We start from the raw sequence: 23,828 nt of genomic DNA on the forward strand, positions 1-23,828 counted from the left end.
TTTAATCTTGCGGCGATCAATCAGCGCAGGGCTAATACACGAAGCGCAATTAATCACGATGCTGTAAATTTAACTTGCGCCTGCGTAAACTACACATGCGGGCGTGAAATTTCACGACGGGCGAGCGTATGAAATTTTAAATTTCATGACAAGGCGCAAGAACGGCTCGGCTTAAATTTCAAGCGCGATTTTTGTATGAAATTTAGCGAGTAAGATTTTAAGTGAGAGATTTCAAATGCCAAACTCGTACAAGTTTTGCGCCAAATTTTTGCGTAAAGCTTTGCGTAGAATTTAACGAAATTTTATGTAATTTCTATATTGATTTTGCACTAAATTTAATGAAATTTCACGTAAAATTTAATAAAATTACGCGGACTGAGCTCGGCGCGCGAAAGCCCGATTGGCCAAAACCTAGCGCACCAAAACTCGGACGCGATAAATTCATTAAAGCTTACGAGCAAGATTTAGCGTCATCGAAACTCAAAGATAAGATTTATTGCTATCGAAGCTTGAGAAAAAATTTGCCGCCGCCGAAGCTCGCAGGCAAGTTTACCACCATAGTGCAAAATCCAGGCTTTGGTTTTAAACGCTGAAATAAAATTTAAAGGAGCGAAAATGCAAAGTTTCAAATGGCAAATTTCAAAGCGGCTCAAGCAGGCGATGCGCGAGCGAGATATCGACAATCTCACGCTCGTGCAGCGCACGGACGAGCTGTATTCGCGCTCGCACCCGGGCCACGACGAGGATATGCGCGCCGAAGTTTACACGGTTTTGGACGAATACGCGCCCAATGTCGATATTCAAATTTTCGATCTCGTCTGCAAGGCTCTCGGCGTTAAAATCGAGCTAGGTGAGACGCTTGATTGAGTAGTCATCGCCAGATTTTACCCGTGCCGCAAGGCTAAATTTAGCGCTATGATAAATCGCAAAATTCTACCTACAGCCTAGCTACAGAGCTTACTTAAGTAAATTTTGCCGCAAAATTTCGCCCAAAATCCGCAAGATTAATATCTATTTTAACTGCAAAGTGCTAAATTTAGCGCTAAATTTTAATCCGAGGTAAGCTTTGAACTACTTAATCCAATTCAGCGTGATTTTAGGGATATCTTTTGTTGCGGAGATTTTGGCGGCGCTCGTGCCTGTGCCGATCCCCGCTAGCATCTACGGGCTAGTCATTATGCTTTTAGCCCTGATCTTCAAACTCATCAAAGTATCGCAGATCAGAGAAACCGTGTCGTTTTTTATGCAGATTATGCCTGTGATCTTCATCCCGGCGGGTGCTGCGATCATCATCGCAGGCGACGCGCTACGCCAGCATCTTTTCGCAATCATCGCGATTACGGCAGTCTCTACAGTAGTAGTCATCGGTGCAAGCGGCGCGGTAACGCAGATCTTTTATAAAATCGCCCTCGCCCGCGTTAAGCGCAGACTCTACGCAGCCGCGCACGAACAAGACGGCGTGAATACAAAGGGCGTGGATGCGAAGCTGGAGCGCGAAATTTTATCCGGAGACGACAAAAAATGAGAGAAATTTTAATGAACTCCGCTTTTTTCGGCGTGTTTTTGTGCCTAGGCTCGTTTGAGCTGGGGCTTTATCTAAAAAAGCGCTTTAAGTTAACGATTTTCAATCCGCTTCTAATCGGTATCGTGCTTACCGTCTGCGTGCTTTTACTCTTTAAAATTCCATACGAGAAATTTAACGCAAGCGCCTCGCACATTAGCTTTTTCTTAACGCCGATTACCGTCTGTCTAGCCGTGCCGCTGTACGAGCAGCTGGCGCTTTTGCGAAGTAATTTTTTAGCTATTTTTGCAGGATTGATTTCGGGTATGATCGCAGGGCTAGGCAGCATCTACGCGATGTCGGTAATATTTGGGCTAAATCACACAATGTATGTCACGCTACTACCAAAATCCGTCACGGCGCCAATCGGTATGGGTATCAGCGAAAGCTTAGGCGGCATCGTGACACTAACGGTGGCCTGCATCATCGCTACGGGCATCATCGGTAGCGTATTTGGCGAGGCACTACTTAAAATTTTTGGCATAAAAAAGGCGATGGCAAAAGGTATCGCCCTAGGCTGCGCGAGCCACGCGATGGGAACGGCGCGCGCTCTTGAGATCGGTGACATAGAGGGCGCAATGGCGTCTTTAGCGATGGCAGTTACGGGACTTCTTACCGTCATCGGTGCCGGTATTTTTGCACATTTTATCTAAGGAGAAAACATGATAATCTCGATCGCTAGACAAACTGGCGCAGGCGGGCGCGAAACCGCGCGCAAACTAGCCGAGCGCTTAGGCTACACCTATCTAGCCAAGGCGGATTTGCTCCGCAAAGCAGACGAGCTTGGCTGCTTCGAGCAGATGTATGAGTTCTACAACGAAATGCCCGTAAATACGCTACTTCAGGCAATATCGCACAACGAGCTAGCCAATGAGCAAAAGCGCGATCGCATCGTAGCAATCTACGAAAAGATCGTCTCGGGCGGCAACGTTATAGTGCTTGGGCGCTGCGCCGGATTTTTCTTGCGCGGACATCCGGATCTGCTGACGGTATTTTTACGCGCGAGCGATGAGTTTAAGCTCGCCAGATTAGAAAAAGAGGGCCATACCGACGCGCGCGAGTATATGGAAAATAGCGACGCGGGCAGGATGAGCTTTCATCAATACTACACCAACCAAGTCTGGGGCGCGTCCGCAAACTACAATATCTGCATCGATACGTCGTATTGCGGCATAGATAATGCGGTAAATATCATCGAGTATCTGGTCAAACATCACATTGAAAAGTGATTTGCGCCTAAGAGCACAAAAGTGGAATTTGTCTTTTCGAAGATGAATTCCGCTTGATCTCGCAAACCCACCCTACTTCTATTGTAATTTAAAATTCAAATCTCTTTCAGCTTGAATTCCATTTGTAAATAACGCATTTTAGGTGTATTATAAAGTCTCTCGTTCACTGCGACATTAAATTCTAAACCGCGCTTTATCGCCACAAAACAGTAAAATTTAGCTAAAATTTGACGAAATTTAAATCCAAATTTAAGAAGATAAAATGCAAAGCAAAGCCCATCTATGCCCAAAATGCGGCAAAAATACGATCTATTTTGACGGCATCTGCCACTCGTGCCGCCAAAAGCAGAGGCGAGAGGAGATTTTAAACCTAAGCGCGAACGAAGTGGAGGCGATGATCCTAAAAATCGCGGACCGAATCGACGAGATCGAAAAGCGGCAGGAGATTTACAACGATTTTTGGGCGCTTTTTAGCCTGCTGGGCATCCATGATCCAAAGATCGCGCGAGCCGCCGCGGCGGCGGAGATATACTGCCCGCCGGAGCTTTACTTCGGCGCGCCTAAGGACGTAAGAGACGCACTCGTCCACAAGCTCGCCTCGCTACAAGACAATGCCAAAAACACTCTAAACGACCTACTGTGCGCGCTTGCGTGGCAGGGCGACGAGCAGACGACGCGGCTTTTTTATGAGCTGTATCAAAACCCGAGGCCGTGGCGCCAAAAGCTCTACGCAGGCACCGAAATTTACGCTCAAATCGGCGGCTGGAGCTTTGACGAGGCGGGCGAGCGAAAATCGTTCGTTTTTGATAAATGCCTTGTAGCGGTGCGCGCGAGAGACGGCGCGGAGAAAAACGGCGAGCGCGCGCGCGAACGCAGAGATGAAAGCGCGAGCGAAATTTCAAATTTCAAAGGCAGCGCGGGCAGCGCAAATTCCGAACAAAACGCGCAAAACGGCGCGGATAAAATTTCAAATTTGCACGCGGACACGCAGCGTGCTCGCACGGGCATAAACGAAGGCGCGGACGCGAGCTTGCGGAACGAGCGCGTAAATTTAAAATCAGACGCGCAAAAAGATGCTAGCAGCGGTTTAAATTTAAGCGAAAATGCAAAGGACGCTTGCGAAGGCGCAAACCAAAATGCCGACGAGCCCGTACGTATCGGCAGGCCTACGGGGCAAAAGTGCGAGTTTTGCGGCTGCGAGATGCTCGATATGCTCCGTCTTAAGGCCGATGAGCCGCGGCTTGCATTTCTAAATTTAAAGCACGATGCGATCTTTCGCTGCTGCCCGACCTGCGTCGGCTCGGTAATGTACTTTTGTAAACGCGGCGCGGACGGCGAGCTGCAGATGCAATGCGAGGGCGAAGGGATGGAGAAAAGTTACTTTTCGCAGCAAGATTTTGCGCGACTGAGCGGTATGAAATTTAAGCTAGGCGGCGAAGTATCGCCCTTTTACGGCTGCTTTAGCGAGCTTGATACGACGGTTGGCGGCTATCCGCAGTGGGTGCAGGACGCCGAGTATCTAGCCTGCCCTAGCTGCGGCGGGACGATGAAGCATCTAGCGCAGATCCCATTCGGCGAGCTGGTGCAGGGCGAAGGTGTCATATACGTGCAAATCTGCGAAAAATGCGAGATTTTGGGCGGCTGCTTTCAGTGCATGTGAGGGCGCGGGGGTTTTAAAATTTGCGCCCCGAGCCCGCGCAAAAAATTAAGCTATAATGCGAGTAAAATTTTTATTTAAGGAGAAAATATGGGGCTATTCGGTTTTGGTAAAAAAGCTGAGAAAGCGCAGGAGCTGAGCACGTTCGCGGGCAGAGTGGATAAATTTTGGGCGGAATTTAGCGGCGCGATAGATGAGATCAAGGCTGATCTGGCGGCGGAGGAGTTTGAAAAGGCGATGCGAAAGACCGACGAGAAGTTTCGTATCTGCCTTGCCGAGCCTTATTTTATGACGGGGCTCGTGGGCGATAAGCTTGATCTGGTGCTAACTCCCGAGGGCATGAGACACCGATTATTTTGGCTAAGCTTTATCAAAAACGCTATGCCCAAGCAGCTCGAATCCAAAATGCGCTGTACGCTCGGAAAGCCGCGTGCGCCGCGAGGCATCGGCGGACTTGAGATGTACGGCACGCGCGTAAGCGCCGAGGAGTCGATGATCTACGCGCAGTTTAACGAAAGCGACGTGGATATTAAAATTTACAACGAAAACCTAGCGGCTCTGCTCGCGCAGGACGAGGGCAAGGCGGGCAATCTGAGCTTCATCCTACTTGATAACATTATCGGCGAGACGGCAGTCATTAACACTTTGGGCATGCTTGAAGTGCTTGATAAGCCGCAGGAAAACGGCGTGCCGCTAAGTGAGTTTGCCGATCTGATCGATGAAAAATTCGGCGAAAAAGCCGCGCGCGAGCCGCTAAAGAATTTTTTCAGCTACGAGATGCAGCCGCGCGGTAGCGAGGTGCGCGAGGACGTGATCGTGGGCACCACCTGCCTGCGAAATCTCATAGGCGAGTACCTAGGCGGCAAGCGCGACATCTATAACGAAGCCTTCGAGCTCGGCATCAAATTTTGCTTTCTTAGCGTAGGTAACGGCGGCGACATGCAGGCGGGCTTTGATCTGCGAAACAAGATCGAGGACGAGGAGCTAAAAAGCTGCAGCTCATTTCTAGAGATAATCGGCGGCGCCACGGGGCAGAGGCACGCATACATCGATCTCATCTGCTATGACGAGGAAAGGCTTAAAGAAAAGATAAGCGAGCTTTGCAAAAAATATGACGCAAATATCGAAATTCACGACTTTAAGCGGTAGCGACTTTGGCTTTTACCGCTACTAAAATTTGCAACTTAAGCGGTAGCGGCCTCTGTTTTGCGGCAGATGAATTTGAAATTTTGTGCCATCGCGGAAAATAAATTTTAAAACTCTATGCCGCCGCGTAAAATAAATTTAAAATTTGCCGCGCCGCACGCTTTTCGTTCGGTTTTACCATTTCGTCGACACGTTGTAAAATTGAGCGAGCCGTGAGCTTGCAATATAAATTTTGACGATTTAGCAGTAAAATTTGCGAGGTTCGCAGTGCGAATTTACGATGATAAAATTTTGCTTCGGTTTCAGTGCAAAGCACGCCGATTCAGGAGCTTTTGAAAGATAAAATTTTAAAGGACGAACATGAAAATTATCTCGAAATTTAAAGATAATTACGATTTTATGGTGTCAAAATACGGGCTTGACGAGACTTTGGTTTATGACCGCAGAAACTCTACTCTAGTCGATGCGGACGAGCTATGGAGGCTTGACGAGGGCGATAAAAAGGTCTTTGAAAGGAAGCTTAGCGGGTACCGCTTTATCGGCGGTAAATTTATAAACTGGAGCAAAACGGACGTAAATAAGCTGCCGCGCCTGCTTCACTCCGTGATTTTCATCGGCAAAAATTTAGTCCATATTTTCGCCTCTCAGGGTCAAATTTACACGAGCCTAGAGTTTGACGAGACGGAGCTAAGAAGACAGTATCAGAAGGACAGAACTTTGAGCTTTAGCGATGGATTTCGCGCCCATATCGTCTCGTGTGGCTAGGCAAGGTCGGCGAGCGGGCTACGCGCGAGGAGATTCTGCAGCTCGTGGCGCTAGAGGGTGACCGCAAAACGACACTAAAAAATATTGTTCGCGACGATAAAATTATAAGCAAAGATGAAATTTTGAGCGCCCCAATCGTATTTTTTAAGCTCACACAGAACATTCACACCGCGGCGATAAATCCACAGCTTAACGCGATGGGGTTTTATCTGGATGCCGACTTTGTCTGGCAAAGCCTAGTCGAGTTTTTATCCGCCAAAAAGGACGCCTCCGCTCCGGCAGGCACGATACCAAATGATATAAAAATCGCTAGCAAGGGCTTTGACGTAAAGCGCTCGTTTCGCCCAAAAATGAAATAATTCGACTCGCGCAGCAAATAATCCGTGCAAATCGTCGCCAGAATTTATCCCTCTTTACTTCGCTGTTTTGACGCGCCTCATAAATCAAGCGAAATTTTATAAATTTTTATAAGTTTCGACGAGCAAGCGCACGAAAGCTTAGGCACAAAATAAAATGTGGATAAAATTCCGCAAAAGCTCTTTCGCAAAATTTTAAAAGAATTAAAATATTTCCTTGAGGAATTTTAGAATTCCGCATAAGGCGGATTTGTAAAAATTTAGTGAAAAATATGAAATTTCACGAAAATTCCACAAAATTTTAAAATTTTACCGCAGCGGCATCCATCGCGCGCATTAGCCGCAGCATTTGAACGTGTTCGAAAACGTCGTGCGTGCGGATGATCGCAGCGCCGTTTAAAGCGGCGATCTGATGCAGATACAGCGAGCCTGCGAGCCTGTCCGCGACCGCAGAGGGGCTGTAAAAATCGATAACGCTCTTTCTGCTCGCGCCCACGAGCAGCGGGCAGCCGAAGTGTAAGAAATGCTGCAAATTTTTAATCAGCACCAAATTTTGCTCGGCGGTCTTGCCAAAGCCGATGCCCACGTCAAGGATGATCTTTTTAAGCCCCGCGCTTTGCAGCTGCTGCAAATTCTGCGCAAAAAACTCATCGATCTCGCCCATCAGATCGTCGTATTTGGGCGCAAGCTGCATATTTTGCGGATTTCCTTGCATGTGCATCAGCACGTAAGCGGCGTCGTAGCGAAGCGCAAGCGGGGCAAGAGCGAGGTTTGCGCTGATGTCGTTGATGATACTAAAGCCCCGATCTAGCGCAAATTCCAAACAATACTCATCGAAGCTATCGAGGCTAAATTTAGCCTTTTCATGCAGGCCTAGGCGGTAAATTTCGCTCAGCACGTCCTTTATGCGCGCAAACTCCTCATTCCTGCCGCAGTATCGGCTGCCCGGGCGTGAGCTCACGCCGCCGATATCGATGATAGCGGCGCCTTGCTCAATCATCTTTTCGATCTTATTGGTCGCCTCTTTTAGGTTTGCCGCGCGGCTTGCGGGGTTGAAGCTATCGGAGTTGATATTGACGACGCCCATTATTTCGCAGCTTTGCGGCTTAGCAAATTTCTTGCCTAGAAATTTCGCGACCTCTTTTAGCCCGAAATCCTGCAGTGCTTCCTTTTGCGCCAAAACCTCGATCTGGCGATCGTTTGCGATCAAAACCGCGTCCGTATCGTCGCGTCCTAGGATCACTCCTTCGTTGCACGCAAGCTCGGCGCCGATACTAAGGGCATCTTGTTTTAAAATATTCGCCGCGGGCGCTCGCAGATCTTTTAGATAGAAAAAGTTTAGACGCGATTTTTTCTGCATTATCGCTCGTCCCGCATTTCGCACGCCGATGCGCTCGCAAATCAGCGCAAAATCGGCTTCGTTTGAAATTTTATAAATTTTCATCTTTTCTCCTCGATCATCAACAGTAACGGAGTAAGCACGGCATGGGCTTTAGCGTTGTGCTCAGCGAGGTAGCTTAAGCGATCTATTCGCTGCAGCTCATCGCCGCTTAGCCTAACGCCTGCTTCGAAGCACTCTAGCGCGATCTCGCCGATGAGTGCTTTTAGCGCCGTTTTATCCAGCTCGCCCTTACGCTCCAGCGCAATCTGCGCGTCGATAAACTCCACCGCTTCCTTTAGGCTGAGCCTGGTTAAGTTTAGTCCAGTGCGGTATCTGGGCTTTCGTACGCAGAGATTTTGCACCACTAGGCGCGAGCGGATGGTAGGCAGCAGGGCGTTGATGAAAGGAGTGATCAGGAAAAACACCGTATTTTTAGGCGGCTCCTCTAAAATTTTAAGCAGGGCGTTTTGCGCCTCCTCACCGAATTTCGTAGCGGCGATGACGATGATCTTATCCTCGCGCTCGGCGACGTAAGCTTCGTCTATGATCTTTCGTGCCTCGTCGATCTTAAGCTCGACGCTTTCGAAAAACCTTAAATTTTTGCGCGAAATTTCGGCTAAAATTTTATCTTTAAAGCCCTCATAATCGCTCGTCAAAACGATCTGATTTATGATTTTCAAAGCACCACTTCGTCAAAAAGCACGGCGTCGATGCTTTTGTCTAAAATTTTAAAAAGTTGGATCAGTTTGAGATCCAAGCTCGGATCGCTCTCGCTCATGTAGAAGCTGTTTTGCAGCCTCTCGTCGATGAGCCACAGATAGCTGTCCTCGTGGCTTTTGGCGATTTTGGCTAACGGATGGTTGCCGTTGCCGATGTAAAAATATATAAAGCCGTTGGCAAACGCGAGACTTAGCATATCGTTTAGCAGCAGCGCGTCCTCTAGGCTATTTACGCCGCCGCGGTAAAGCGAGCGTAGCGAAAAAAACGGCAGCAGTGGGCGTGAGTTGGTAGAGGAGTTGATCTTTTTGATGATATATTCGCTAAACCAGCTTCGCTCATCGTCGCAGATGACGATGAAAGCAAAGCCGTCGTGGAGGAATTTTAGCTTTGAAGCTAAAAGCGGCGTCCAGTCCTCCTTGCGATCCTCAAGCCATTCAAGTCCGGGCTCGGAGCGCATCGCCGTAACGCTCCAAGTGTGCAGATCCTGCATTATTTATCCAAATCGTAGGCTTTGTGCAGCGCGCGCACGGCGAGCTCGCCGTATTTAGCCTCTACGATCATCGAAATTTTGATCTCGCTCGTGGAGATCATCTGGATATTTATCCCTTCATCCGCAAGCGTCTTAAACGCCTTGCTGGCTATGCCGCTGTGGCTTTTCATACCAACGCCTACCAAAGAAACCTTTACGATGTCGGCATCCGATTCGATGATGGAATTCGGATTTGGATTTACCTCTTTCATTACCCTATAGGCCGTCTCTAGCTCGTTTTGCGGCACGGTAAAGCCCAAATTCGTCTCGCCGTTTCGTCCGATATTTTGCACGATCATATCGACGTTGATCTCCCTACTTGCAAGCGCGGAGAAAATTTCAGCCGCGACGCCGGGGCGATCCTCTACGTTTCTAATCGTAATTCTTGCTTGATTTTTATCCAGTGCAATGCCGCTAATTACCGCATCTTCCATCTTTTCTTCTCCTGTTATGAGTGTTCCTTCATGATCGTTAAAACTGCTTCGCGTCACCAAATTTACGTTTAATTTCTTCGCAAGCTCTACGCTTCGATTTTGCAAAACCTTCGCTCCCAAGCTCGCAAGCTCAAGCATCTCGTCGTAGCTGATACGATCAAGCTTCTTGGCTTTTGGCTCGATGCGCGGATCGGTCGTATATACGCCGTCCACGTCGGTGTAAATTTCGCACAGATCGGCATTCAGCGCTCCTGCGACGGCGACTGCGCTAAGATCGCTTCCGCCTCGCCCGAGCGTAGTTACTTCGCCTGCGGTGCTAATGCCCTGAAAGCCCGCGACGACGACGATTTTGCCCTGCTTTAACGCCTCTTGCATACTTTTTGGATCGATAGAGACGATGCGAGCTTTGGTGTGAAAATTATCCGTCACGATGCCCGCGCCTCGCCCGCTAAATGCGATCGCAGGATGACCCTTGGCATTTAGCGCGATAGCTAAAAGTGCGCTCGTGACGCGCTCGCCCGAGCTTAACAGCACATCCATCTCTCTGCCTATGGGAGTTTTAGTAAAAAATTCCGCCTGCTCGATAAGCTGATTGGTAACGCCGCTCATCGCAGAGACGATTACCGCGACATCGTGTCCTTCGTTTTTAGTCTTTATCACGCGCTGCGCGACCGCCTCGATCCGCTCTAGCGTACCGACGCTCGTACCGCCGTATTTTTGAACGATCAGCATTAAATGTAACCCTCCTCCTTAAAATATTTTAAAACCGTCGCGTAAATCGGCTTTTTGAAGTGATTTACGTGCCTTAAAACCTCATTCGCGCCTACGAATTTAAATGCGTCGAACTCCGGAAGTTTAGTATTGATGTTTATATCGGCTAAGCTTCGCAATCGCACCAAAAAATATCTTTGAATTTGCCCGTCGTATGGGCGCATCTTTTGAGCTACTCCATCGGGAAAGTCGTAGCTGAGCCACTTCGGGCACTCAGCGATGATATCGACTTTGCTTGTTCCGATCTCCTCACCCAGCTCTCTGCGGATCGCCATCTTAGGCGTCTCACCATCGTCGATACCGCCTTGAGGAAACTGCCAAGCGCCTTTGATGTCGCTTCGTTGCGCGATTAAAATTTCGCAATTAAACGGATACGAGGGCGAAAGTACGACTGCAGCGACATTCGGTCTGTAATTTTTCTCTTTTTCCATCTCGTTTTCTCACAAAAAATTTCTCAAAATTCTACCTAAAAATATTAAAATTTGCGTTAAGAGGCTTAAAATTTATATAAATTTTCAAATTAATTCGCTAAATTTTGCGACGTAAATTTAGCCCATAGGACCGCCCTTGCACATCTACATCCACGTGCCGTTTTGCACCTCCAAATGCCCGTATTGCGCCTTTGGCTCCTTCATCGATAAGTTTAGCCTCGCAAAAAACTACTTTCGCGCGCTAGAGTTTGAGGTGCGCGACTTTTTGGCGAAAAATCCGCACGCGCAGATTTCGACGCTTTTTATCGGCGGAGGCACGCCAAGCGCCGTGGATGCGGGACTTTATAATGAAATTTTTGCGCTGCTCGCGCCGCATTTTGCCGCCCGAGCCGAAATCAGCTCAGAAGCCAATCCAAACTCCGCCAGCCCCGCTTGGCTTAGGGCGATGCGAAAGCTCGGCGTAAATCGCATCAGCTTCGGCGCGCAGAGCTTCAACGACGCCAAACTAAAGTTCCTCGGTCGCGCGCACAGTGCGGCGCAGATTTTTCTTGCGGTGCAAAATGCCAAAACAGCGGGCTTTGATAATATAAACTTAGATATAATCTACGCGAGCAAATTTGACGATAAGAGGAATTTAAAATTTGAAATGGATGAGCTTGCGCGCTGCGAAGTGCCGCATCTAAGCGCCTATGCACTGAGCCTTGAGGAGAACACGCCCTTTTTCGGGCGCGAAAGCTTTAAAAAGGAAAGCGCGGCTCTAGCTAAATTTCTCTTTGCCCTTGCGGCGGATAGCGGCTTTAGTCAGTATGAAATTTCAAATTTTGCCGCGCGCGGACTGCGCTGTAAGCACAATCTCGCCTACTGGCGCGGCGAGGATTACGCCGGGCTTGGAGCGTTTGCCGTGGGCACAAGCGGGCAGGTACGCCTTAGTTCGCCTAAAAATTTGCGAGATTACATCGCAGATCCGCTGCAAAAACAGCGCGAAGTTCTAAGCGCGCAGGATAAAAAGCTCGAGCGCATATTTCTTGGGCTGCGCTGTATTTTGGGCGTGGAAGCGCAAATTTTAGACGCTACGGAGCTAAGCAACGCGCGACTGCTCGTGCAGGCAAAAAAGCTGAAATTCAGCGAGGGCAAATTTTATAATCCTAACTTTTTGCTCGCCGACGAGATTGCGCTTTTTATCACGCAAAGCAGCCAAAGCGGGCGCTAAATTTAAGATTAATGAAATTTTAGTTAAAATACGCCACTTTTTACGTTAGGAAATTTTATGTTTGGTATCAGTATGCCTGAAATTACGGTCATTTTAATCATCGCGATAATCGTGCTTGGGCCCGAAAAGCTCCCGAAAGTGCTGGTCGAGCTCGCGAAATACTTCAAAGTCATCAAAAAAACCATCAACGACGCAAAATCGAGCTTCGATCAGGAGCTTCGCATCGCCGAGCTCAAAGAGGACGCCAAAAAATATAAAGAGAGCATCACGCAAGCAAGCGAGGGTGTGCGCAAAAAGCTCACGTTTGAGGAGCTCGACGAGATCAAAGGCGGTATCGACTCGGTCAAAGAGACGCTAAATGCGGGGCTAAAAGACGCGGAAAGCTCGCTTAAAGAAACGCTTAGCTCGGACGCCGCCAAAGACGTGCTAAACTCCGCGAAAGTCTCGGCACAAAAACAAAATGGGACGGCAAATTTAAAAGCAAATTCGAGCGGCGAAAATTCCGCGCAAAGTTCGGGCGGCACCGTAAACTCTACGCAAGGCTCCGCCGGCAGCGCAATGAATTCCGGCGCTGAAAGCAAAAGCGCGAATTCTGGCGCTGGAAACAAAGGCAAAAATTCCATGCCGAGCACGGGCAACAGTGCAGGAAATTCCGCACAAAATACGAAAGCAAGCGGCGAAGCGAAAGGCGCCGCGCAAAATTTGAATGCAAATTTAAACGGCGATGCGCGAAATTCTACGCAAAATTCCGTGCAAAATAACGATACGCAAAAATCATAATGAGAGAGAAATTTAATGTTTGAAGAGCTAAAACCCCATCTAGCCGAGCTTCGCAAGCGCCTAGTTATCTGCGTTCTGTCCGTCATCGTCCTTTTCATCGCGTGCTTCGGCTTTTGGGAAGATATTTTAGGCTTTATGACCCGCCCGCTAGTGCGCGTACTTCCTAAGGGCAGCGAGATCATCTTTACCCAGCTTGGCGAGACGTTTTTTACTGCGATGAAGGTGTCGTTTTTCACCTCGCTGCTTCTAGCGATGCCGATAATTTTCTGGCAGGTGTGGCTTTTCGTAGCACCTGGACTTTACGACAACGAGAAAAAATATGTCATCCCTTTCGTTAGTGGCGCGAGCATTATGTTCTTTTTAGGCGCGGCGTTTTGCTATTTTTTCGTAATCCCCGTCGCGTTTAATTTCTTGGTAAATTTTGGCGCCAAGCAATTTACTGCGATGCCTACAATAGGCGAATATGTAGGCTTTTTTGCTAAGCTCGTCGTCGCATTCGGCATCAGCTTCGAGCTTCCTGTAGTAACCTTTTTCCTCGCCAAGATCGGGCTTGTGACGAACAAAAGCCTGAGCGATTTTTTCCGCTACGCAATCGTCATTATTTTCATCTTTGCAGCGGTGATGACGCCGCCGGACGTGCTTAGTCAGTTTATGCTCGCAACTCCGCTAATTGCGCTTTATCTGCTTTCAATCTTCATCGCCAAAATGATAAATCCGTATAAGCAGGAGGATGACGAAAGCGAAAATTCCACGGACGTAGCGCAGGCGTGAGATGGCGGATCTAAATTTAGTTGGCAGCTACGATTACGAGCTTCCTAGCGAGCTCATCGCAAGCGCGCCAGTGATGCCCAAACAAAGCGCGCGCCTGCTAATCTACGACCGCGCCAAAGAGCAGATCACTCACGCGCACTTCGGCGATCTGGCGGACGCCCTGCCGCCTTGTGATATTATTTTTAACGACACGCGGGTGATTAAGGCGCGCCTTTTCGGTCATAAAAACAGCGGCGGCAAGATCGAGCTTCTGCTAAACTCGCCACTTGAGGGCAATAAATTTAGCGCCTATATTCGCGGCAGCGTCAAAGCTGGCAGCGAATTAAAATTTCAAAGCGGTCTTGAAGCGCGCGTTTGCGAGCTGATGGAAGGCGGGCTTCGCATCGTGAAGTTTGAGCACGGCGGTAAAGCTTTAAACACCCATGATGTTTTTGAAATTTGCGAACGTATCGGCCATGTGCCGCTGCCACCGTATATCAAGCGCGCCGATACCAAGCAGGACGAGAGCTGGTATCAAAGCATCTTCGCGCGCGAGCAAGGCGCCGTCGCCGCACCTACCGCGAGCCTTCATTTTAACGATGCGATGCTAAACGATCTGCGCAAAAACCACGAAATTTATTTTATCACGCTACACGTGGGCGCAGGCACCTTCAAGCCCGTGGAAGTAGCGGATCTGCGCGATCACAAGATGCACGGCGAGCTCTACTCCATCCCGCCGCAGACCGCGCAAATCCTAAAAAGCGAGCGAAAAATTTTAGGCGTGGGTACGACGGTGACGAGAACGATCGAAAATTTTGCGCGCAACGGGCAAAGCAGCGGGATCTGCGAGCTGTTTTTGCACCCGGGCAATCCGCCGATAAGACAGAATTTTTTGCTTACGAACTTTCACCTGCCCAAATCCACGCTGATAATGCTCGTGGCGAGCTTCATCGGCCTTGAGCGCACGCTTGAGCTCTACCGCATCGCAGTGGAGCAAAGATACCGCTTCTACTCCTATGGCGATGGGATGCTTGTGCTATGAAAATCGTGATTTTAGGCGCGCTGGCACTGCTGGCAGCGATCGCGTGGTTTGCGGCAAGAAAATTTTTTGCTAAAAAGCCCGCCGTAAGCGGCAAAATTTTCTCCGCTGCGCCTAAAGCCAAAGAAAGCGATTCCGTCGTGCCCAGACGTGAGGATATCGCGCAGATCGATATTTTAAAAATTTTAAAATTTCAAAGCGAAATTTTATTTGAGGAGTGCACGAAATACGATAGCACGCTCTATCTTAGCTTCCCACCGCAGCTGCCGCGTATCTACGGCGGCGAGGTGCTAAATCTCACTAGCGCAGTCTTTGACGCGTGCGAGTTTTTCCTGCAAAATATCGCTGAACCAATCCGCGTAAGCGTGGAATTTAGTAGCAAGGAACTTAGAGCGAATATGAGCTCTATCAAGCTCGACGTTCGCGTAGGCATCGATCGCGAGCTAAAGGATCCGCGCACCTATGCACTTAAAAGTGCGCTAGAAAGCGCTGCTAGCACGGATGATGAGTATCTTACTTCGGCGCAGACCCATTTGCGTGCACTCGGTTCGCATCCCAGCATTGGAGCTGACGGGCGCGGAACCTTTATCAAAATGGATGCGGTACTTAGCTGCTTCGCACAGCAAAGTTTTAGCGCCAAAAAATACGACTACAACGTCATAATCACGCATAAAAACCGCGCGATCTTTGAGGAGCTGAGAGATTTTTTGAGCGGGCTTGGCTGCGACGTGATGCCAAACTCCAACTGGGAGAGCGCAAAGAGGCACCTAAACGACTTCATCTACGTAGCCGACGTCGTCATCCTCGACGCCGAGATCCTGCGCGCCAATATAAGCGAAATAAACTACCTCAACGCGTTGGAAAAAGACGGAGTATTTTTCATATTTTTACTCAAAAACAAACACTCGCTCAAGGTGCTGGAGGGGCTAAGCTTTAAATTTTTCAAACTCGAGATGCCATATTTCTACGACGAGTTTTACGCCACGCTTGATCTCATCGAAAAGATCAAAAACGATGAGAATTTCTTGGGGCTGTAGCGAACAGGCAGCGATAAATTTAAAACCGAAGAGATTGAAGTGCTATATTTCGACCCAGATTGGATCAAGGGCAATATAAAAGGTAGCGAATATTCCTCAAGAGAGCAACGATACGAGGCGTATTTAGCAGGGCTGCATAAAAATATGCATACGCTAGAAAGAATTTTTGCGGGTATAAGCTTCAACGATGCGCTATTGCTACCTAAAAAGCAAATTAATGAAAAGTTGCATCTGAAATTTTACATCGGAGATTTGCAAAATGGATATTATGAACTAAAATGCGTTATGAGCTCGGATCAAAGATGCAACGTGGCGCCCGGCGAAATAATAACGAGCGAGATATTTTACGAAAATGGCAATTACCGCTTCTCTTTCATCCTTACCTGCCTGAAGGAATACGCCGTTAATTTCTCCAGGATAGATAGCCTTAAATTTAACGCGATTTCGCAAAGAAAATATAGCCGCGAGTTTAAGAAATTGAAACTTTCATAGTAAATCCAAACCTCGGTTTTTACGTATAGAATTTCATCCACTAAAGATTGCCGCCTCAGTATTTATCTCATTTACAATCCAAAATTTAAAACGCTAGTGAGCTAGGTTTTAAGAGGTATGATTTTGATTTAGGCACGAGCTTTCTGACAAACGATGCGAGCTTCGGAGGTATAAGAATTTTAGTTTTTCGCGACGTAGAATGTGCTGCGTGACTCTAGGTCAAAGAGCAGCAATGCGAGATAAAATTTTGCTCGCTCGAGTGCTGAGGCATTATGCTTTTAGAAAAGGCACAAAGTAACGTAAATTTCGCTGTGTCTTGTAGCTGAAATCCATTAAATTTAAGCCAGAGTCATTCGGCGGCAGTGTCATTCGCCACACTCTCTAAGGCAAAATCTCTAAATTTAAGTTCTGGACATCATATGCAAGCAGATTTCCTTCTGCCCTTAAAGCATTCAAATCATATTAAAATTTGAACTTCCAAGCGAATCTAAAGAATTTTGGAAATCACTACGTTGCATTTAAAGGCGCGCCCGATAATAGATATAAACAAACCAGCAAATTTTAAAATTTAGCCAGGCGAACTTTGTTCGCGATTTAAATTTTATCTTCTGCCCTCTTTTTTAGCCTTGACCGCTTCATAAAGCTCATCGATCGAGGTTGCGGACGAGCCCGAATATTTCTGTGACGCTTGTATAGTTTTTTGCCCCATTTACCGTCGATCGTCACGCCGTAGCCGCTAAACATCAAACTTCGCTGGATATAATAGACTTTATCTTGCTGCGTCATATTTTGTTGCTTCTGCACTTCGCGCTCAGCATCTTTTGCCTGCTCACTTTCATATACGGAAGCACCCGCTAAATACCCTAGAACTAAACCTCCCACAATTGGTACGACAGACGCAATAAATCTATTATTTACGCTAGAAGTCAAGCCTTCTAAAAATGCCTTTGCAATGCAAAACACTATAAAGCCCGGAATAAAAACGATAACCACGGTTGCAAGTCCGTCAAAAACGCCATTACCAGCAAGGGAACCTAGAGAAAATTCATAATCTATCTTTTAAAATTTAAGTAGCGTAATTCTCCCAAATTTAAATTTAATCAGAGAATTGCAAAAATTTATCTGTCAGCGGACGGCGACATAGACTAATTGACGTGCTTCATAATCCTATTAAATTGTGGACTTGTGATCTCGCGCCATAAAAATAGATCCAATGATACCTAACACGCCGATACTCAAGACGATATAAAATAGAGTACCGCTATCCTTGGTAAAAGCCCCTCCAAAGAACAGCCAAAGTATAGAAATAAGAAGCGTCTTTAACCAGGGCCTGCTATAAGAGATCTCCGCCTGGCACCCACCGCATACGATTGCTCCGTATTTGATGTCGCCTTTGCCACAAAATGGGCACATTAAATGATCCGGATGTTCATTCTCTGCCATAATTTCTCCTTTGAAAAAATATAGGTGGAATTATATATATATATATATATAAGAGCGGGCTTAAATTTTAAAATTTAGAGTTTAAAATAGGGGGAATTTTAGCGGCTTTGTACCGCTAAAATTTAAAGATTTTCGAATGGATTTACGACCACGTCTTTACGATCGACGATGTAAGGTATAAGGGCTGCTTGGCGCGCGCGCTTGATAGCCTTTTCTACCATCTCTTGGTATTTTTTGCTGGTGCCGGTTAAGCGGCGCGGCATGATCTTAAAGCGCTCGCTTAGGCAGTGCTTTAGCAGCGCCGTGTCCTTATAATCAATAAATTCGATCTTTGCTTCCGTAAATTTGCAATACTTTCTAGTATATTTTCTCTTATCTGCCATGATTTTTCCTTAATTAAAATGGGATCGTGTCGTTGCCGTCATCGTATTTATCGGCATCGACGTCGACTTCCGGAATCGTGCTTTCGTAACTCTGTTCTTTTTGTTTAGGCGCGTTGTAATCGTTTTTTGCGCCTCTAGAATTTGAGTTTTGTCTGTTAGCATAGCTATTTCCGCCGCCGTAATTACCGCCGCTATAGTTAGAATTTCCTCCGCCGTAGCCGCCGGAGCTTCCGCCATAATTGCCGCCCTCGTAATTGCCGCCTTGATTATAGCCGCCGCTTCCACCTTGATTGCTTCCTAGCATCTCCATCGTATCTACGCTAATGGAGTGCTTACTTCGGTTCTGTCCGTTTTGATCTTGCCACTGATCTAGCTTTAAGCGGCCTTCGATCAAAATTTTACTGCCTTTTCGCAAGTATTGGTTTGCGATCTCGGCCGTGCGACCGAAAAAATCTATGTCTATAAAGCACGTTTCTTCGCGTTTCTCGCCGTTTGAGCTATTGTATCTGCGCGTGACGGCGATACCGGTTTTGCCTACGGCGGTACCCGTTTGCAGATATCTAAGCTCGATATCTCGGGTTAAATTACCTACCAAAACTACTTTATTGAACATATTTTATCCTTTATTCGCCCTCTTTGGCTGCTTCTTCGGGCTCTTTTGGCTCTACCGGCGCTTTTGGCTCGCGCTCTTTTTTCGCAGGGCTTAGCTTGATACCTTTGCTTAGCTTGTCCCAAGCGGAAATTTCACGCTTAGTCTCATATTTAACGGTCAAAAATCTAATGATATCTTCGGTGATACGCAGATTTCTAACAAGCTCGGAGATCAAGCTCGGCTCGGCTTTAAAATAGATTACGAAATAAACTCCGCGCTCATATTTATCGATCTTATAGGCAAGCTTTCTAGCGCCCATTTCGATTACAGAAGCGATCTCTCCGCCGTTTTTGGTTATGATTTCTTTGACGAAATCGACTTTTGTTTTAACTTCATCGTCGGTAAGCGTGGGCTTAACGATGAATAAAACCTCGTAGTTTCTCATAAATTCTCCTTATGGATTTTAGCTCGCAAACGGTGTCTGCGGGCAAGGATTTTGCAAAAAATGCGAGAGGATATTACTAAAATTTCACTTAATATTTGCTTTTTGCCCGAGCGAACTTAGCAGCATACGCTGCAACCTCAAAAACGACGCGAGCAAAAGCTCATCCTTCGCCGCATTCTTTTCGCTTTTGAGTTCAAATTCCAAATCGTTTAAGTGAGCGAAAATTTTATAAAACGTCCGCGTAGAAAAGCTGGTGGCATAGCGCTGCATCTGTGCGGCCACGGAAGGGGGCGGCAGGTAGCCTAAAACCGCCTTAAAATCAAATCTGCCGTTTATTTTTACGTAAGCGTGCAGGCGAAAAATTCTATAAATCAAGCGGTAGAAATAATTTATCAGCTCCATTTCGTTGTATCCGCCGCCCAGGGCCATTTTATAAAAATCTACGCGAAAATCGCAAAGGCCGAAAATTTTATCAAAAAGCTCGTCGTAGCTCACCTCGCTAAGGCCATAAACCATTAAATTTACGTTTTGCAGGCTAAGCTCAAGTCCCAGACTTGCAAATTTTTCTATCTCGCTCGCGCTTAGGCTCAGGCTTTCGTTGTGGATGGCGTAGATCCTGCTAAGTGCGGCGGTGTTTGCAAAAAGCCCGCACATCTCGCATTTTTGCGCAAGCAGCGCTATGGCTTCATTCACGCCAGAGGGTTTGAAAAACCTCACTTCGTTTCGTTCAAATTCTTTGATAAAATCCGCGCTTATAGAAATTTCGCTATCGTTTAGCTCATAGATCAGATGGTTATTCGCGTCCGCCTTGCACAGCGCGATGAGCCTTCGCAGCTCCTCTTTTTTGATGAGCGAGGCGGTTTTGATGTGAAGCGTGTTGCTGCCGCCGAAAAGCGAGGGCTCCAAGAAGCTTCGCGCCTGCTCAAAATCATACTCCAAAAAATACAAACTCAAAAAATTTTCCGAGGCGTAAATTTGCTTCAGGCGCTGCGCGTAAAGCTCGTTTGAAAAATCGTCTCCGCCGCGCAAAAGCACGAAATTCGGCACCCTGCCGCTTGCTATAAGACCGTCAAATTCTCTCTTATACATCAGATCTTCTTTACCACTCTGCCTAAAATCACTCCGCTAGCGATGTTTGCGTCCGCAAGCTCGACTAGCACGGGCGTTAAAATGTCGCCGGCGAAATTTGAAACCAAAATTTTAGCCCCCTTTAGCTTGTCGTCTAGCTTTGCGGTGACGGAATTTCCGTTTTCGTCGATGTAGCAGCGAAATTTTTTGCCCAAGTTTTCCGCTGCCCAGCGCGCAAATTTTCGGTCCATAAAATCAAACGCGACCTTATCCGCCTCGCGCTCCAGCTCGTTTAGCCGCACGCACGTCGCATCGATGTTTAAAAGCAGGTAATTATAAAATTTCTCATCCCCCCTCATCTGCGCCTTTAGCAAGCGGTGCAAAATGAGATCGGAATAGCGCCTGATCGGGCTTGTAAAGTGCGTGTAGTTATCAAATCCGAGCCCAAAATGCCCGCGCGATTCAGATGCGTACTCGGCGCGCTTTTGAGCCTTGATGATGAGCTTATCGACCTCTTCGCGGATACCCATGGTATCGGCTTGCGCTTGGATTTCGCCGATCATTTTAGCAAGGTTGTTCTGATAGGGCGCGTCGATGCCGAACAGCGCCAGATCGTCAAGCAGCGCGTAAATTTTTTTAAGCTCCGCCGAGCCGTGATTTCTAAAAACGCCCCGCTCGATGCGCGCCGCAGCGGCTTTATTGGCTAGCAGCATACAATCCTCGATGAGTTTGTGCGACGGAGTGTCGGTCTCAAAGCGGGTGGAGCTTATTAAGCCGCGCTCATCAAGCATGATGCGAAGCTCCTTGGTGCGGAAATCAAATCCGCGCTTCAGCCTCGCGCGGCGCAGTCGCTCGCAAATTTCATTAAGCGGCAAGAGCCAGCTTAAAATTTTAGGCTCGGCCGCCTTGCGGGTGCGTAAAATTTCATCGACCTCGTCGTAATTATAGCGGCGTTTTGATCTTATAATCGCTTCGAAAAGCTCCTCTTTTTGCGGGTTTAAATTTTCATCCAAAGCGATTTTAAAAACGAAGGCCAGCCTCGGAAGATCTGGCATCAGCGAGCAGATGTTTTCGCTAAGCTCGCGCGGCAGCATCGGCACGGATCTGTGCGGGAAATAGATCGAAAAGCCACGAAATTTCGCCTCCTTATCGATCGGAGAGTATTCGCTTACGTATTCGCTCACATCGGCGATCGCGACGTAAAGCGTGCGCTCTTTTACGTCAAAATAGATCGCGTCGTCGAAGTCCTTGGCGTCGATAGGATCGATGGTGCAAAAGGGCAGATGCTGTAAATCCACGCGCTGCGGATACAAAGAGCCGTCCACTTCGCTGCCGAAGCTTGCGGCTTGCTGCTTGCACGCTTCGTTAAATTCATCGTTTTTATCGTAGATCGCTAAAGAAATTTTCTCATCGACGAAGGGATCGGCTAGGTTTCCGATCACCTCGGTAATTTCGTTCGTTAGATTATCGATCTTTAAAAGGGTGTTTGCGGGCAGCTGCTTGAGCGATTTTTGCGTGGCTTTGAGCGGATTTGCGAGGCCGGTTTTAACGTTCACGCCTAAAATTTCGCGCCCAAAGCTTTTGGTATAAACCACGCTTGTTAAGAATGCGGGCTTGACGCACATCAGCACCTTTGCGTGCAGGCGGGACTTTCTTGAGCTTAAAATTTTTGCTAGGATCAGATCGCCCAGATGCACGCCGCTTAAATATCTGTTTTCGATGATGAGATCTGCTTTGAAGCGGTCGTCGAAGCTTTGCAGATAGCCCGTGCCGTCGCGCGCGATGTCGAGCCTGCCGAAAACATAGCCGTCGTTTAGATAGAGCTTGCCTTTGTGCGCGCTGATAGCACCGATATTTAGGAGGTTGCGCACGAGTTCCTTTTGCTCGCCGCTAAGATCCTTTTCAAATACGCCCGAGTTAAAGGCGCGCAGGAGCTCTTTCATATCGAAATTTCGCCTTTAGCCTCTAAAAACGCCTCCTGCTCAAAGCCGAACTCGACTAGTAAATTTAAAGCGTTGTCGATACTAAGCTCGTCGAAGTGGTGGTAGATATTGACCGCGGTTTTGGCGATCTTTAGCATTGCGTAGCGGGATTTGTTCTTAAAAGGCGCGTCGTCGGGGGCGTTTGAATACAGCGCGTCCTGCGCGATCTGCTCTAGCCCGAAATGTACAAATAGCGCGTGCGAGACGCTCTCGCGGTTCGTGCCGGTAAATTCCATCTCCACATCGGTAAAATCCTGCGGAAAGATCGAGCCCTTGATGGCGTGGTAAAATTCCTCCGCCTTGCCTGCCGCGCACACCTGCTCATCGATAAAAACTCGCCCAAACTCCACTAAAATCACGCTTGAGAGGATACTTTGCTCAATCTGCGGGTAGGATTTGATCCACGAAAACATAAGCAGATTTCGCAGTAGCGAGACCTGCGTGAGCTTTTCGCGATCGATGCGATACGCCTGCAAATCCGGCTTTAGCATCTCGTCGAATACTGCGAATAGAAAAAACGCCCGCATCTGCTCGCGCCCGTAAAGCTCAAACGCTCGCTGTAAATTTAACGTCTTTAGTGCCGCGGCGCCCTGCTCTTGTCCCAGTTCCTGCGCTCTCCCGCATTCTTGCCCCTGTTTTTGCTGCTGCTCTCGCCCCTGCTTTTGTATCGGCTCTCGCCCATGCGCTCGTTCGGCTTGCGCGGAAATGCTTGAACCTAGCGTGCAATCAGCCCTCGCGGCGACGTGCTGATTTTGCTGCTGCGTATCGCTTGCTGCTTGCGAGGGGTTAAATTTAAAATTCTCGTCGCTGTAATTTGCGCCGCTTGCGTCATTTGAATGATTAAATTTAAGACTATCGCCCTGCCCTACTAAGTCTGCGCCTTTTTGCTCGCTCGCGGCGTCTTGCAAGCCGCACTCTATGGGCTCCGCGCCTTGAAGATCACACCGCTCATCTGCAGCACCGAAATTTTGCCTCGCGAGCTCTTCGGCGCTAAATTTAGACAAACCGCAAAAGGCTAAATCTAAAATTTTATCCGCAAAGGGGGTGTTTTTTGAAATTTGCAAAGCGAGCCTGACATCCGAAACATCCGCGTCAAACGATGCTAAAATTTTTAAAATTTCATTGCTAAAGCCCGCAAGAGCGCCTATTTTTTGGGTTATAAATTTATTCATTTTAAAAAGCCGTTCAATATAAATTTCGCACAATCATATCAAATTTTAACTCAAATTGCAAAGCAAAACGCCGCCGTTACGCCTAAATTTCGCTCCGCCTCGCGGGCTTTTAAAGCGCTCTTTTTGCTCCTGAAAATCGCGGATCAAACCGCCCGTTTGTCGCGACGGCAAAACCAAAATTTCATCCGCTGTTTTATAAAATTTTAATCCCCTTTCGTATAAAATGCATCGAGATTCCGTTTATAAAGAGCTCAATTAAAACAGAAGTTTGAAGAGCCAAAAAGACTTAAAAACCGAAAATAATTTTAAGATGCTCAAGCTAGTTTTTAAGATTTCATATAAATTCAAGCAGATGAATTTATATGAAATTTAATGACGAGCTAAGATATAGAGCAATAAAATATTGCTACTAAAGAAGCTTTTTGGGCTTTACAAATTTGCATATGTATTTTTAT

At 47.5% G+C, this 23,828-nt stretch carries 26 protein-coding genes and 1 pseudogene; 14 read left to right on the top strand and 13 right to left on the bottom strand.

The features are described from left to right. Positions 1-615 precede the first annotated feature (615 nt). The 8 genes from Q0537_RS07685 (at position 616) to Q0537_RS07720 (ending at position 6,717) form a co-directional block, all read left to right on the top strand. Positions 616-867, top strand: a complete 252-nt coding sequence (locus tag Q0537_RS07685) for a hypothetical protein (protein WP_299226736.1) — start codon at positions 616-618, stop codon at positions 865-867. Between the two features lie 199 nt (positions 868-1,066). Next, on the top strand, positions 1,067-1,525 hold the full coding sequence (locus tag Q0537_RS07690) for a CidA/LrgA family protein (protein WP_081451750.1): 459 nt from the start codon (positions 1,067-1,069) through the stop codon (positions 1,523-1,525). Then, on the top strand, positions 1,522-2,214 hold the full coding sequence (locus tag Q0537_RS07695; protein WP_291937917.1) for an LrgB family protein: 693 nt from the start codon (positions 1,522-1,524) through the stop codon (positions 2,212-2,214). Before Q0537_RS07690 ends, Q0537_RS07695 begins: the two co-directional genes overlap by 4 nt. A gap of 9 nt (positions 2,215-2,223) precedes the next feature. Further along, positions 2,224-2,790, top strand: a complete 567-nt coding sequence (locus Q0537_RS07700) for an AAA family ATPase (protein ID WP_005873246.1) — start codon at positions 2,224-2,226, stop codon at positions 2,788-2,790. A 262-nt stretch (positions 2,791-3,052) separates the two neighbouring features. Further along, positions 3,053-4,450 (top strand): cytochrome C, encoded by a 1,398-nt coding sequence (locus Q0537_RS07705; RefSeq protein WP_299226740.1) that lies wholly within the window; start codon positions 3,053-3,055, stop codon positions 4,448-4,450. Positions 4,451-4,537: 87 nt separating this feature from the next. Then, positions 4,538-5,596 (top strand): hypothetical protein, encoded by a 1,059-nt coding sequence (locus Q0537_RS07710; protein WP_299226743.1) that lies wholly within the window; start codon positions 4,538-4,540, stop codon positions 5,594-5,596. 357 nt (positions 5,597-5,953) lie between these two features. After that, positions 5,954-6,358: a hypothetical protein gene (locus tag Q0537_RS07715; RefSeq protein WP_299226746.1), complete on the top strand. Its 405-nt coding sequence runs from the start codon at positions 5,954-5,956 to the stop codon at positions 6,356-6,358. After that, positions 6,349-6,717, top strand: a complete 369-nt coding sequence (locus Q0537_RS07720; protein WP_299226751.1) for a hypothetical protein — start codon at positions 6,349-6,351, stop codon at positions 6,715-6,717. Before Q0537_RS07715 ends, Q0537_RS07720 begins: the two co-directional genes overlap by 10 nt. 298 nt (positions 6,718-7,015) lie before the next feature. Here Q0537_RS07720 and folP read toward each other — a convergent pair whose 3' ends face one another. The 5 genes from folP to Q0537_RS07745 are packed head-to-tail and all read right to left on the bottom strand — an operon-like array spanning position 7,016 to position 10,980. Then, on the bottom strand, positions 7,016-8,158 hold the full coding sequence (gene folP, locus Q0537_RS07725; protein ID WP_299226753.1) for a dihydropteroate synthase: 1,143 nt from the start codon (positions 8,156-8,158) through the stop codon (positions 7,016-7,018). Continuing rightward, complete coding sequence (locus Q0537_RS07730; protein ID WP_299226755.1) at positions 8,155-8,775, bottom strand: DNA polymerase III subunit delta'; 621 nt, start codon at positions 8,773-8,775, stop codon at positions 8,155-8,157. The genes folP and Q0537_RS07730 overlap by 4 nt, the downstream gene beginning before the upstream one ends. After that, entirely contained in the window at positions 8,772-9,305 is a 534-nt protein-coding gene (locus tag Q0537_RS07735; protein WP_005873254.1) for a HobA family DNA replication regulator, read from the bottom strand. The genes Q0537_RS07730 and Q0537_RS07735 overlap by 4 nt, the downstream gene beginning before the upstream one ends. After that, positions 9,305-10,510 carry an aspartate kinase gene (locus Q0537_RS07740; protein WP_299226757.1) on the bottom strand — a complete coding sequence of 402 codons (1,206 nt, stop codon included), beginning with the start codon at positions 10,508-10,510 and terminating at the stop codon, positions 9,305-9,307. The genes Q0537_RS07735 and Q0537_RS07740 overlap by 1 nt, the downstream gene beginning before the upstream one ends. Then, positions 10,510-10,980: an RNA pyrophosphohydrolase gene (locus Q0537_RS07745; RefSeq protein ID WP_298978957.1), complete on the bottom strand. Its 471-nt coding sequence runs from the start codon at positions 10,978-10,980 to the stop codon at positions 10,510-10,512. The genes Q0537_RS07740 and Q0537_RS07745 overlap by 1 nt, the downstream gene beginning before the upstream one ends. Positions 10,981-11,116: 136 nt before the next feature. On the opposite strand from Q0537_RS07745, the gene hemW reads away from it, so the two are divergent. From hemW to Q0537_RS07775, 6 genes and pseudogenes are all read left to right on the top strand, one after another. Then, positions 11,117-12,190: a radical SAM family heme chaperone HemW gene (gene hemW / locus Q0537_RS07750; protein WP_299226760.1), complete on the top strand. Its 1,074-nt coding sequence runs from the start codon at positions 11,117-11,119 to the stop codon at positions 12,188-12,190. Between the two features lie 57 nt (positions 12,191-12,247). Next, positions 12,248-12,517 (top strand): annotated as a pseudogene (tatB, locus tag Q0537_RS07755) (Sec-independent protein translocase protein TatB); the annotation flags it as partial. A gap of 468 nt (positions 12,518-12,985) precedes the next feature. Then, positions 12,986-13,741: a twin-arginine translocase subunit TatC gene (gene tatC / locus Q0537_RS07760; RefSeq protein ID WP_297926387.1), complete on the top strand. Its 756-nt coding sequence runs from the start codon at positions 12,986-12,988 to the stop codon at positions 13,739-13,741. Position 13,742: 1 nt separating this feature from the next. Next, on the top strand, positions 13,743-14,762 hold the full coding sequence (queA, locus tag Q0537_RS07765; RefSeq protein ID WP_299226764.1) for a tRNA preQ1(34) S-adenosylmethionine ribosyltransferase-isomerase QueA: 1,020 nt from the start codon (positions 13,743-13,745) through the stop codon (positions 14,760-14,762). Next, a complete protein-coding gene (locus Q0537_RS07770; protein WP_299226767.1) occupies positions 14,759-15,796 on the top strand; it encodes a hypothetical protein in 1,038 nt (345 codons plus the stop codon). Before queA ends, Q0537_RS07770 begins: the two co-directional genes overlap by 4 nt. A gap of 39 nt (positions 15,797-15,835) precedes the next feature. After that, positions 15,836-16,288, top strand: a complete 453-nt coding sequence (locus tag Q0537_RS07775) for a hypothetical protein (protein WP_299226770.1) — start codon at positions 15,836-15,838, stop codon at positions 16,286-16,288. A 594-nt stretch (positions 16,289-16,882) separates the two neighbouring features. Here Q0537_RS07775 and Q0537_RS07780 read toward each other — a convergent pair. The 8 genes from Q0537_RS07780 to Q0537_RS07815 form a co-directional block, all read right to left on the bottom strand. Beyond that, positions 16,883-17,281 (bottom strand): hypothetical protein, encoded by a 399-nt coding sequence (locus Q0537_RS07780; RefSeq protein WP_299226773.1) that lies wholly within the window; start codon positions 17,279-17,281, stop codon positions 16,883-16,885. A gap of 177 nt (positions 17,282-17,458) precedes the next feature. Then, positions 17,459-17,731: a hypothetical protein gene (locus Q0537_RS07785; protein WP_299226775.1), complete on the bottom strand. Its 273-nt coding sequence runs from the start codon at positions 17,729-17,731 to the stop codon at positions 17,459-17,461. Between the two features lie 122 nt (positions 17,732-17,853). Continuing rightward, complete coding sequence (gene rpsR / locus Q0537_RS07790; protein WP_295151385.1) at positions 17,854-18,114, bottom strand: 30S ribosomal protein S18; 261 nt, start codon at positions 18,112-18,114, stop codon at positions 17,854-17,856. A gap of 13 nt (positions 18,115-18,127) precedes the next feature. After that, on the bottom strand, positions 18,128-18,727 hold the full coding sequence (locus Q0537_RS07795) for a single-stranded DNA-binding protein (protein WP_177387886.1): 600 nt from the start codon (positions 18,725-18,727) through the stop codon (positions 18,128-18,130). A 10-nt stretch (positions 18,728-18,737) separates the two neighbouring features. Next, positions 18,738-19,151: a 30S ribosomal protein S6 gene (rpsF, locus tag Q0537_RS07800; RefSeq protein ID WP_005873267.1), complete on the bottom strand. Its 414-nt coding sequence runs from the start codon at positions 19,149-19,151 to the stop codon at positions 18,738-18,740. Positions 19,152-19,235: 84 nt separating this feature from the next. Next, the gene (locus Q0537_RS07805; RefSeq protein ID WP_299226778.1) at positions 19,236-20,240 is read right to left on the bottom strand and encodes a DNA polymerase III subunit delta; all 1,005 of its coding nucleotides are present in this window, start codon (positions 20,238-20,240) and stop codon (positions 19,236-19,238) included. Then, on the bottom strand, positions 20,240-22,162 hold the full coding sequence (locus tag Q0537_RS07810; protein WP_299226781.1) for a ribonuclease R family protein: 1,923 nt from the start codon (positions 22,160-22,162) through the stop codon (positions 20,240-20,242). The genes Q0537_RS07805 and Q0537_RS07810 overlap by 1 nt, the downstream gene beginning before the upstream one ends. Next, a complete protein-coding gene (locus Q0537_RS07815) occupies positions 22,159-23,373 on the bottom strand; it encodes a hypothetical protein (RefSeq protein WP_299226784.1) in 1,215 nt (404 codons plus the stop codon). The genes Q0537_RS07810 and Q0537_RS07815 overlap by 4 nt, the downstream gene beginning before the upstream one ends. Positions 23,374-23,828: the final 455 nt, after the last annotated feature.

Source organism: uncultured Campylobacter sp. (genome assembly GCF_938017775.1).
Classification (GTDB): domain Bacteria; phylum Campylobacterota; class Campylobacteria; order Campylobacterales; family Campylobacteraceae; genus Campylobacter_B.

Coding starts and splice junctions, on each gene's coding strand:
- Q0537_RS07685 (WP_299226736.1), top strand. CDS start 616: ATGCAAAGTTTCAAATGGCAAATTTCAAAGCGGCTCAAGCAGGCGATG.
- Q0537_RS07695 (WP_291937917.1), top strand. CDS start 1,522: ATGAGAGAAATTTTAATGAACTCCGCTTTTTTCGGCGTGTTTTTGTGC.
- Q0537_RS07700 (WP_005873246.1), top strand. CDS start 2,224: ATGATAATCTCGATCGCTAGACAAACTGGCGCAGGCGGGCGCGAAACC.
- Q0537_RS07705 (WP_299226740.1), top strand. CDS start 3,053: ATGCAAAGCAAAGCCCATCTATGCCCAAAATGCGGCAAAAATACGATC.
- Q0537_RS07710 (WP_299226743.1), top strand. CDS start 4,538: ATGGGGCTATTCGGTTTTGGTAAAAAAGCTGAGAAAGCGCAGGAGCTG.
- Q0537_RS07715 (WP_299226746.1), top strand. CDS start 5,954: ATGAAAATTATCTCGAAATTTAAAGATAATTACGATTTTATGGTGTCA.
- folP (WP_299226753.1), bottom strand. CDS start 8,158: ATGAAAATTTATAAAATTTCAAACGAAGCCGATTTTGCGCTGATTTGC.
- Q0537_RS07735 (WP_005873254.1), bottom strand. CDS start 9,305: ATGCAGGATCTGCACACTTGGAGCGTTACGGCGATGCGCTCCGAGCCC.
- Q0537_RS07740 (WP_299226757.1), bottom strand. CDS start 10,510: ATGCTGATCGTTCAAAAATACGGCGGTACGAGCGTCGGTACGCTAGAG.
- Q0537_RS07745 (WP_298978957.1), bottom strand. CDS start 10,980: ATGGAAAAAGAGAAAAATTACAGACCGAATGTCGCTGCAGTCGTACTT.
- tatC (WP_297926387.1), top strand. CDS start 12,986: ATGTTTGAAGAGCTAAAACCCCATCTAGCCGAGCTTCGCAAGCGCCTA.
- queA (WP_299226764.1), top strand. CDS start 13,743: ATGGCGGATCTAAATTTAGTTGGCAGCTACGATTACGAGCTTCCTAGC.
- Q0537_RS07770 (WP_299226767.1), top strand. CDS start 14,759: ATGAAAATCGTGATTTTAGGCGCGCTGGCACTGCTGGCAGCGATCGCG.
- Q0537_RS07785 (WP_299226775.1), bottom strand. CDS start 17,731: ATGGCAGAGAATGAACATCCGGATCATTTAATGTGCCCATTTTGTGGC.
- rpsR (WP_295151385.1), bottom strand. CDS start 18,114: ATGGCAGATAAGAGAAAATATACTAGAAAGTATTGCAAATTTACGGAA.
- Q0537_RS07795 (WP_177387886.1), bottom strand. CDS start 18,727: ATGTTCAATAAAGTAGTTTTGGTAGGTAATTTAACCCGAGATATCGAG.
- rpsF (WP_005873267.1), bottom strand. CDS start 19,151: ATGAGAAACTACGAGGTTTTATTCATCGTTAAGCCCACGCTTACCGAC.
- Q0537_RS07805 (WP_299226778.1), bottom strand. CDS start 20,240: ATGTATAAGAGAGAATTTGACGGTCTTATAGCAAGCGGCAGGGTGCCG.
- Q0537_RS07810 (WP_299226781.1), bottom strand. CDS start 22,162: ATGAAAGAGCTCCTGCGCGCCTTTAACTCGGGCGTATTTGAAAAGGAT.
- Q0537_RS07815 (WP_299226784.1), bottom strand. CDS start 23,373: ATGAATAAATTTATAACCCAAAAAATAGGCGCTCTTGCGGGCTTTAGC.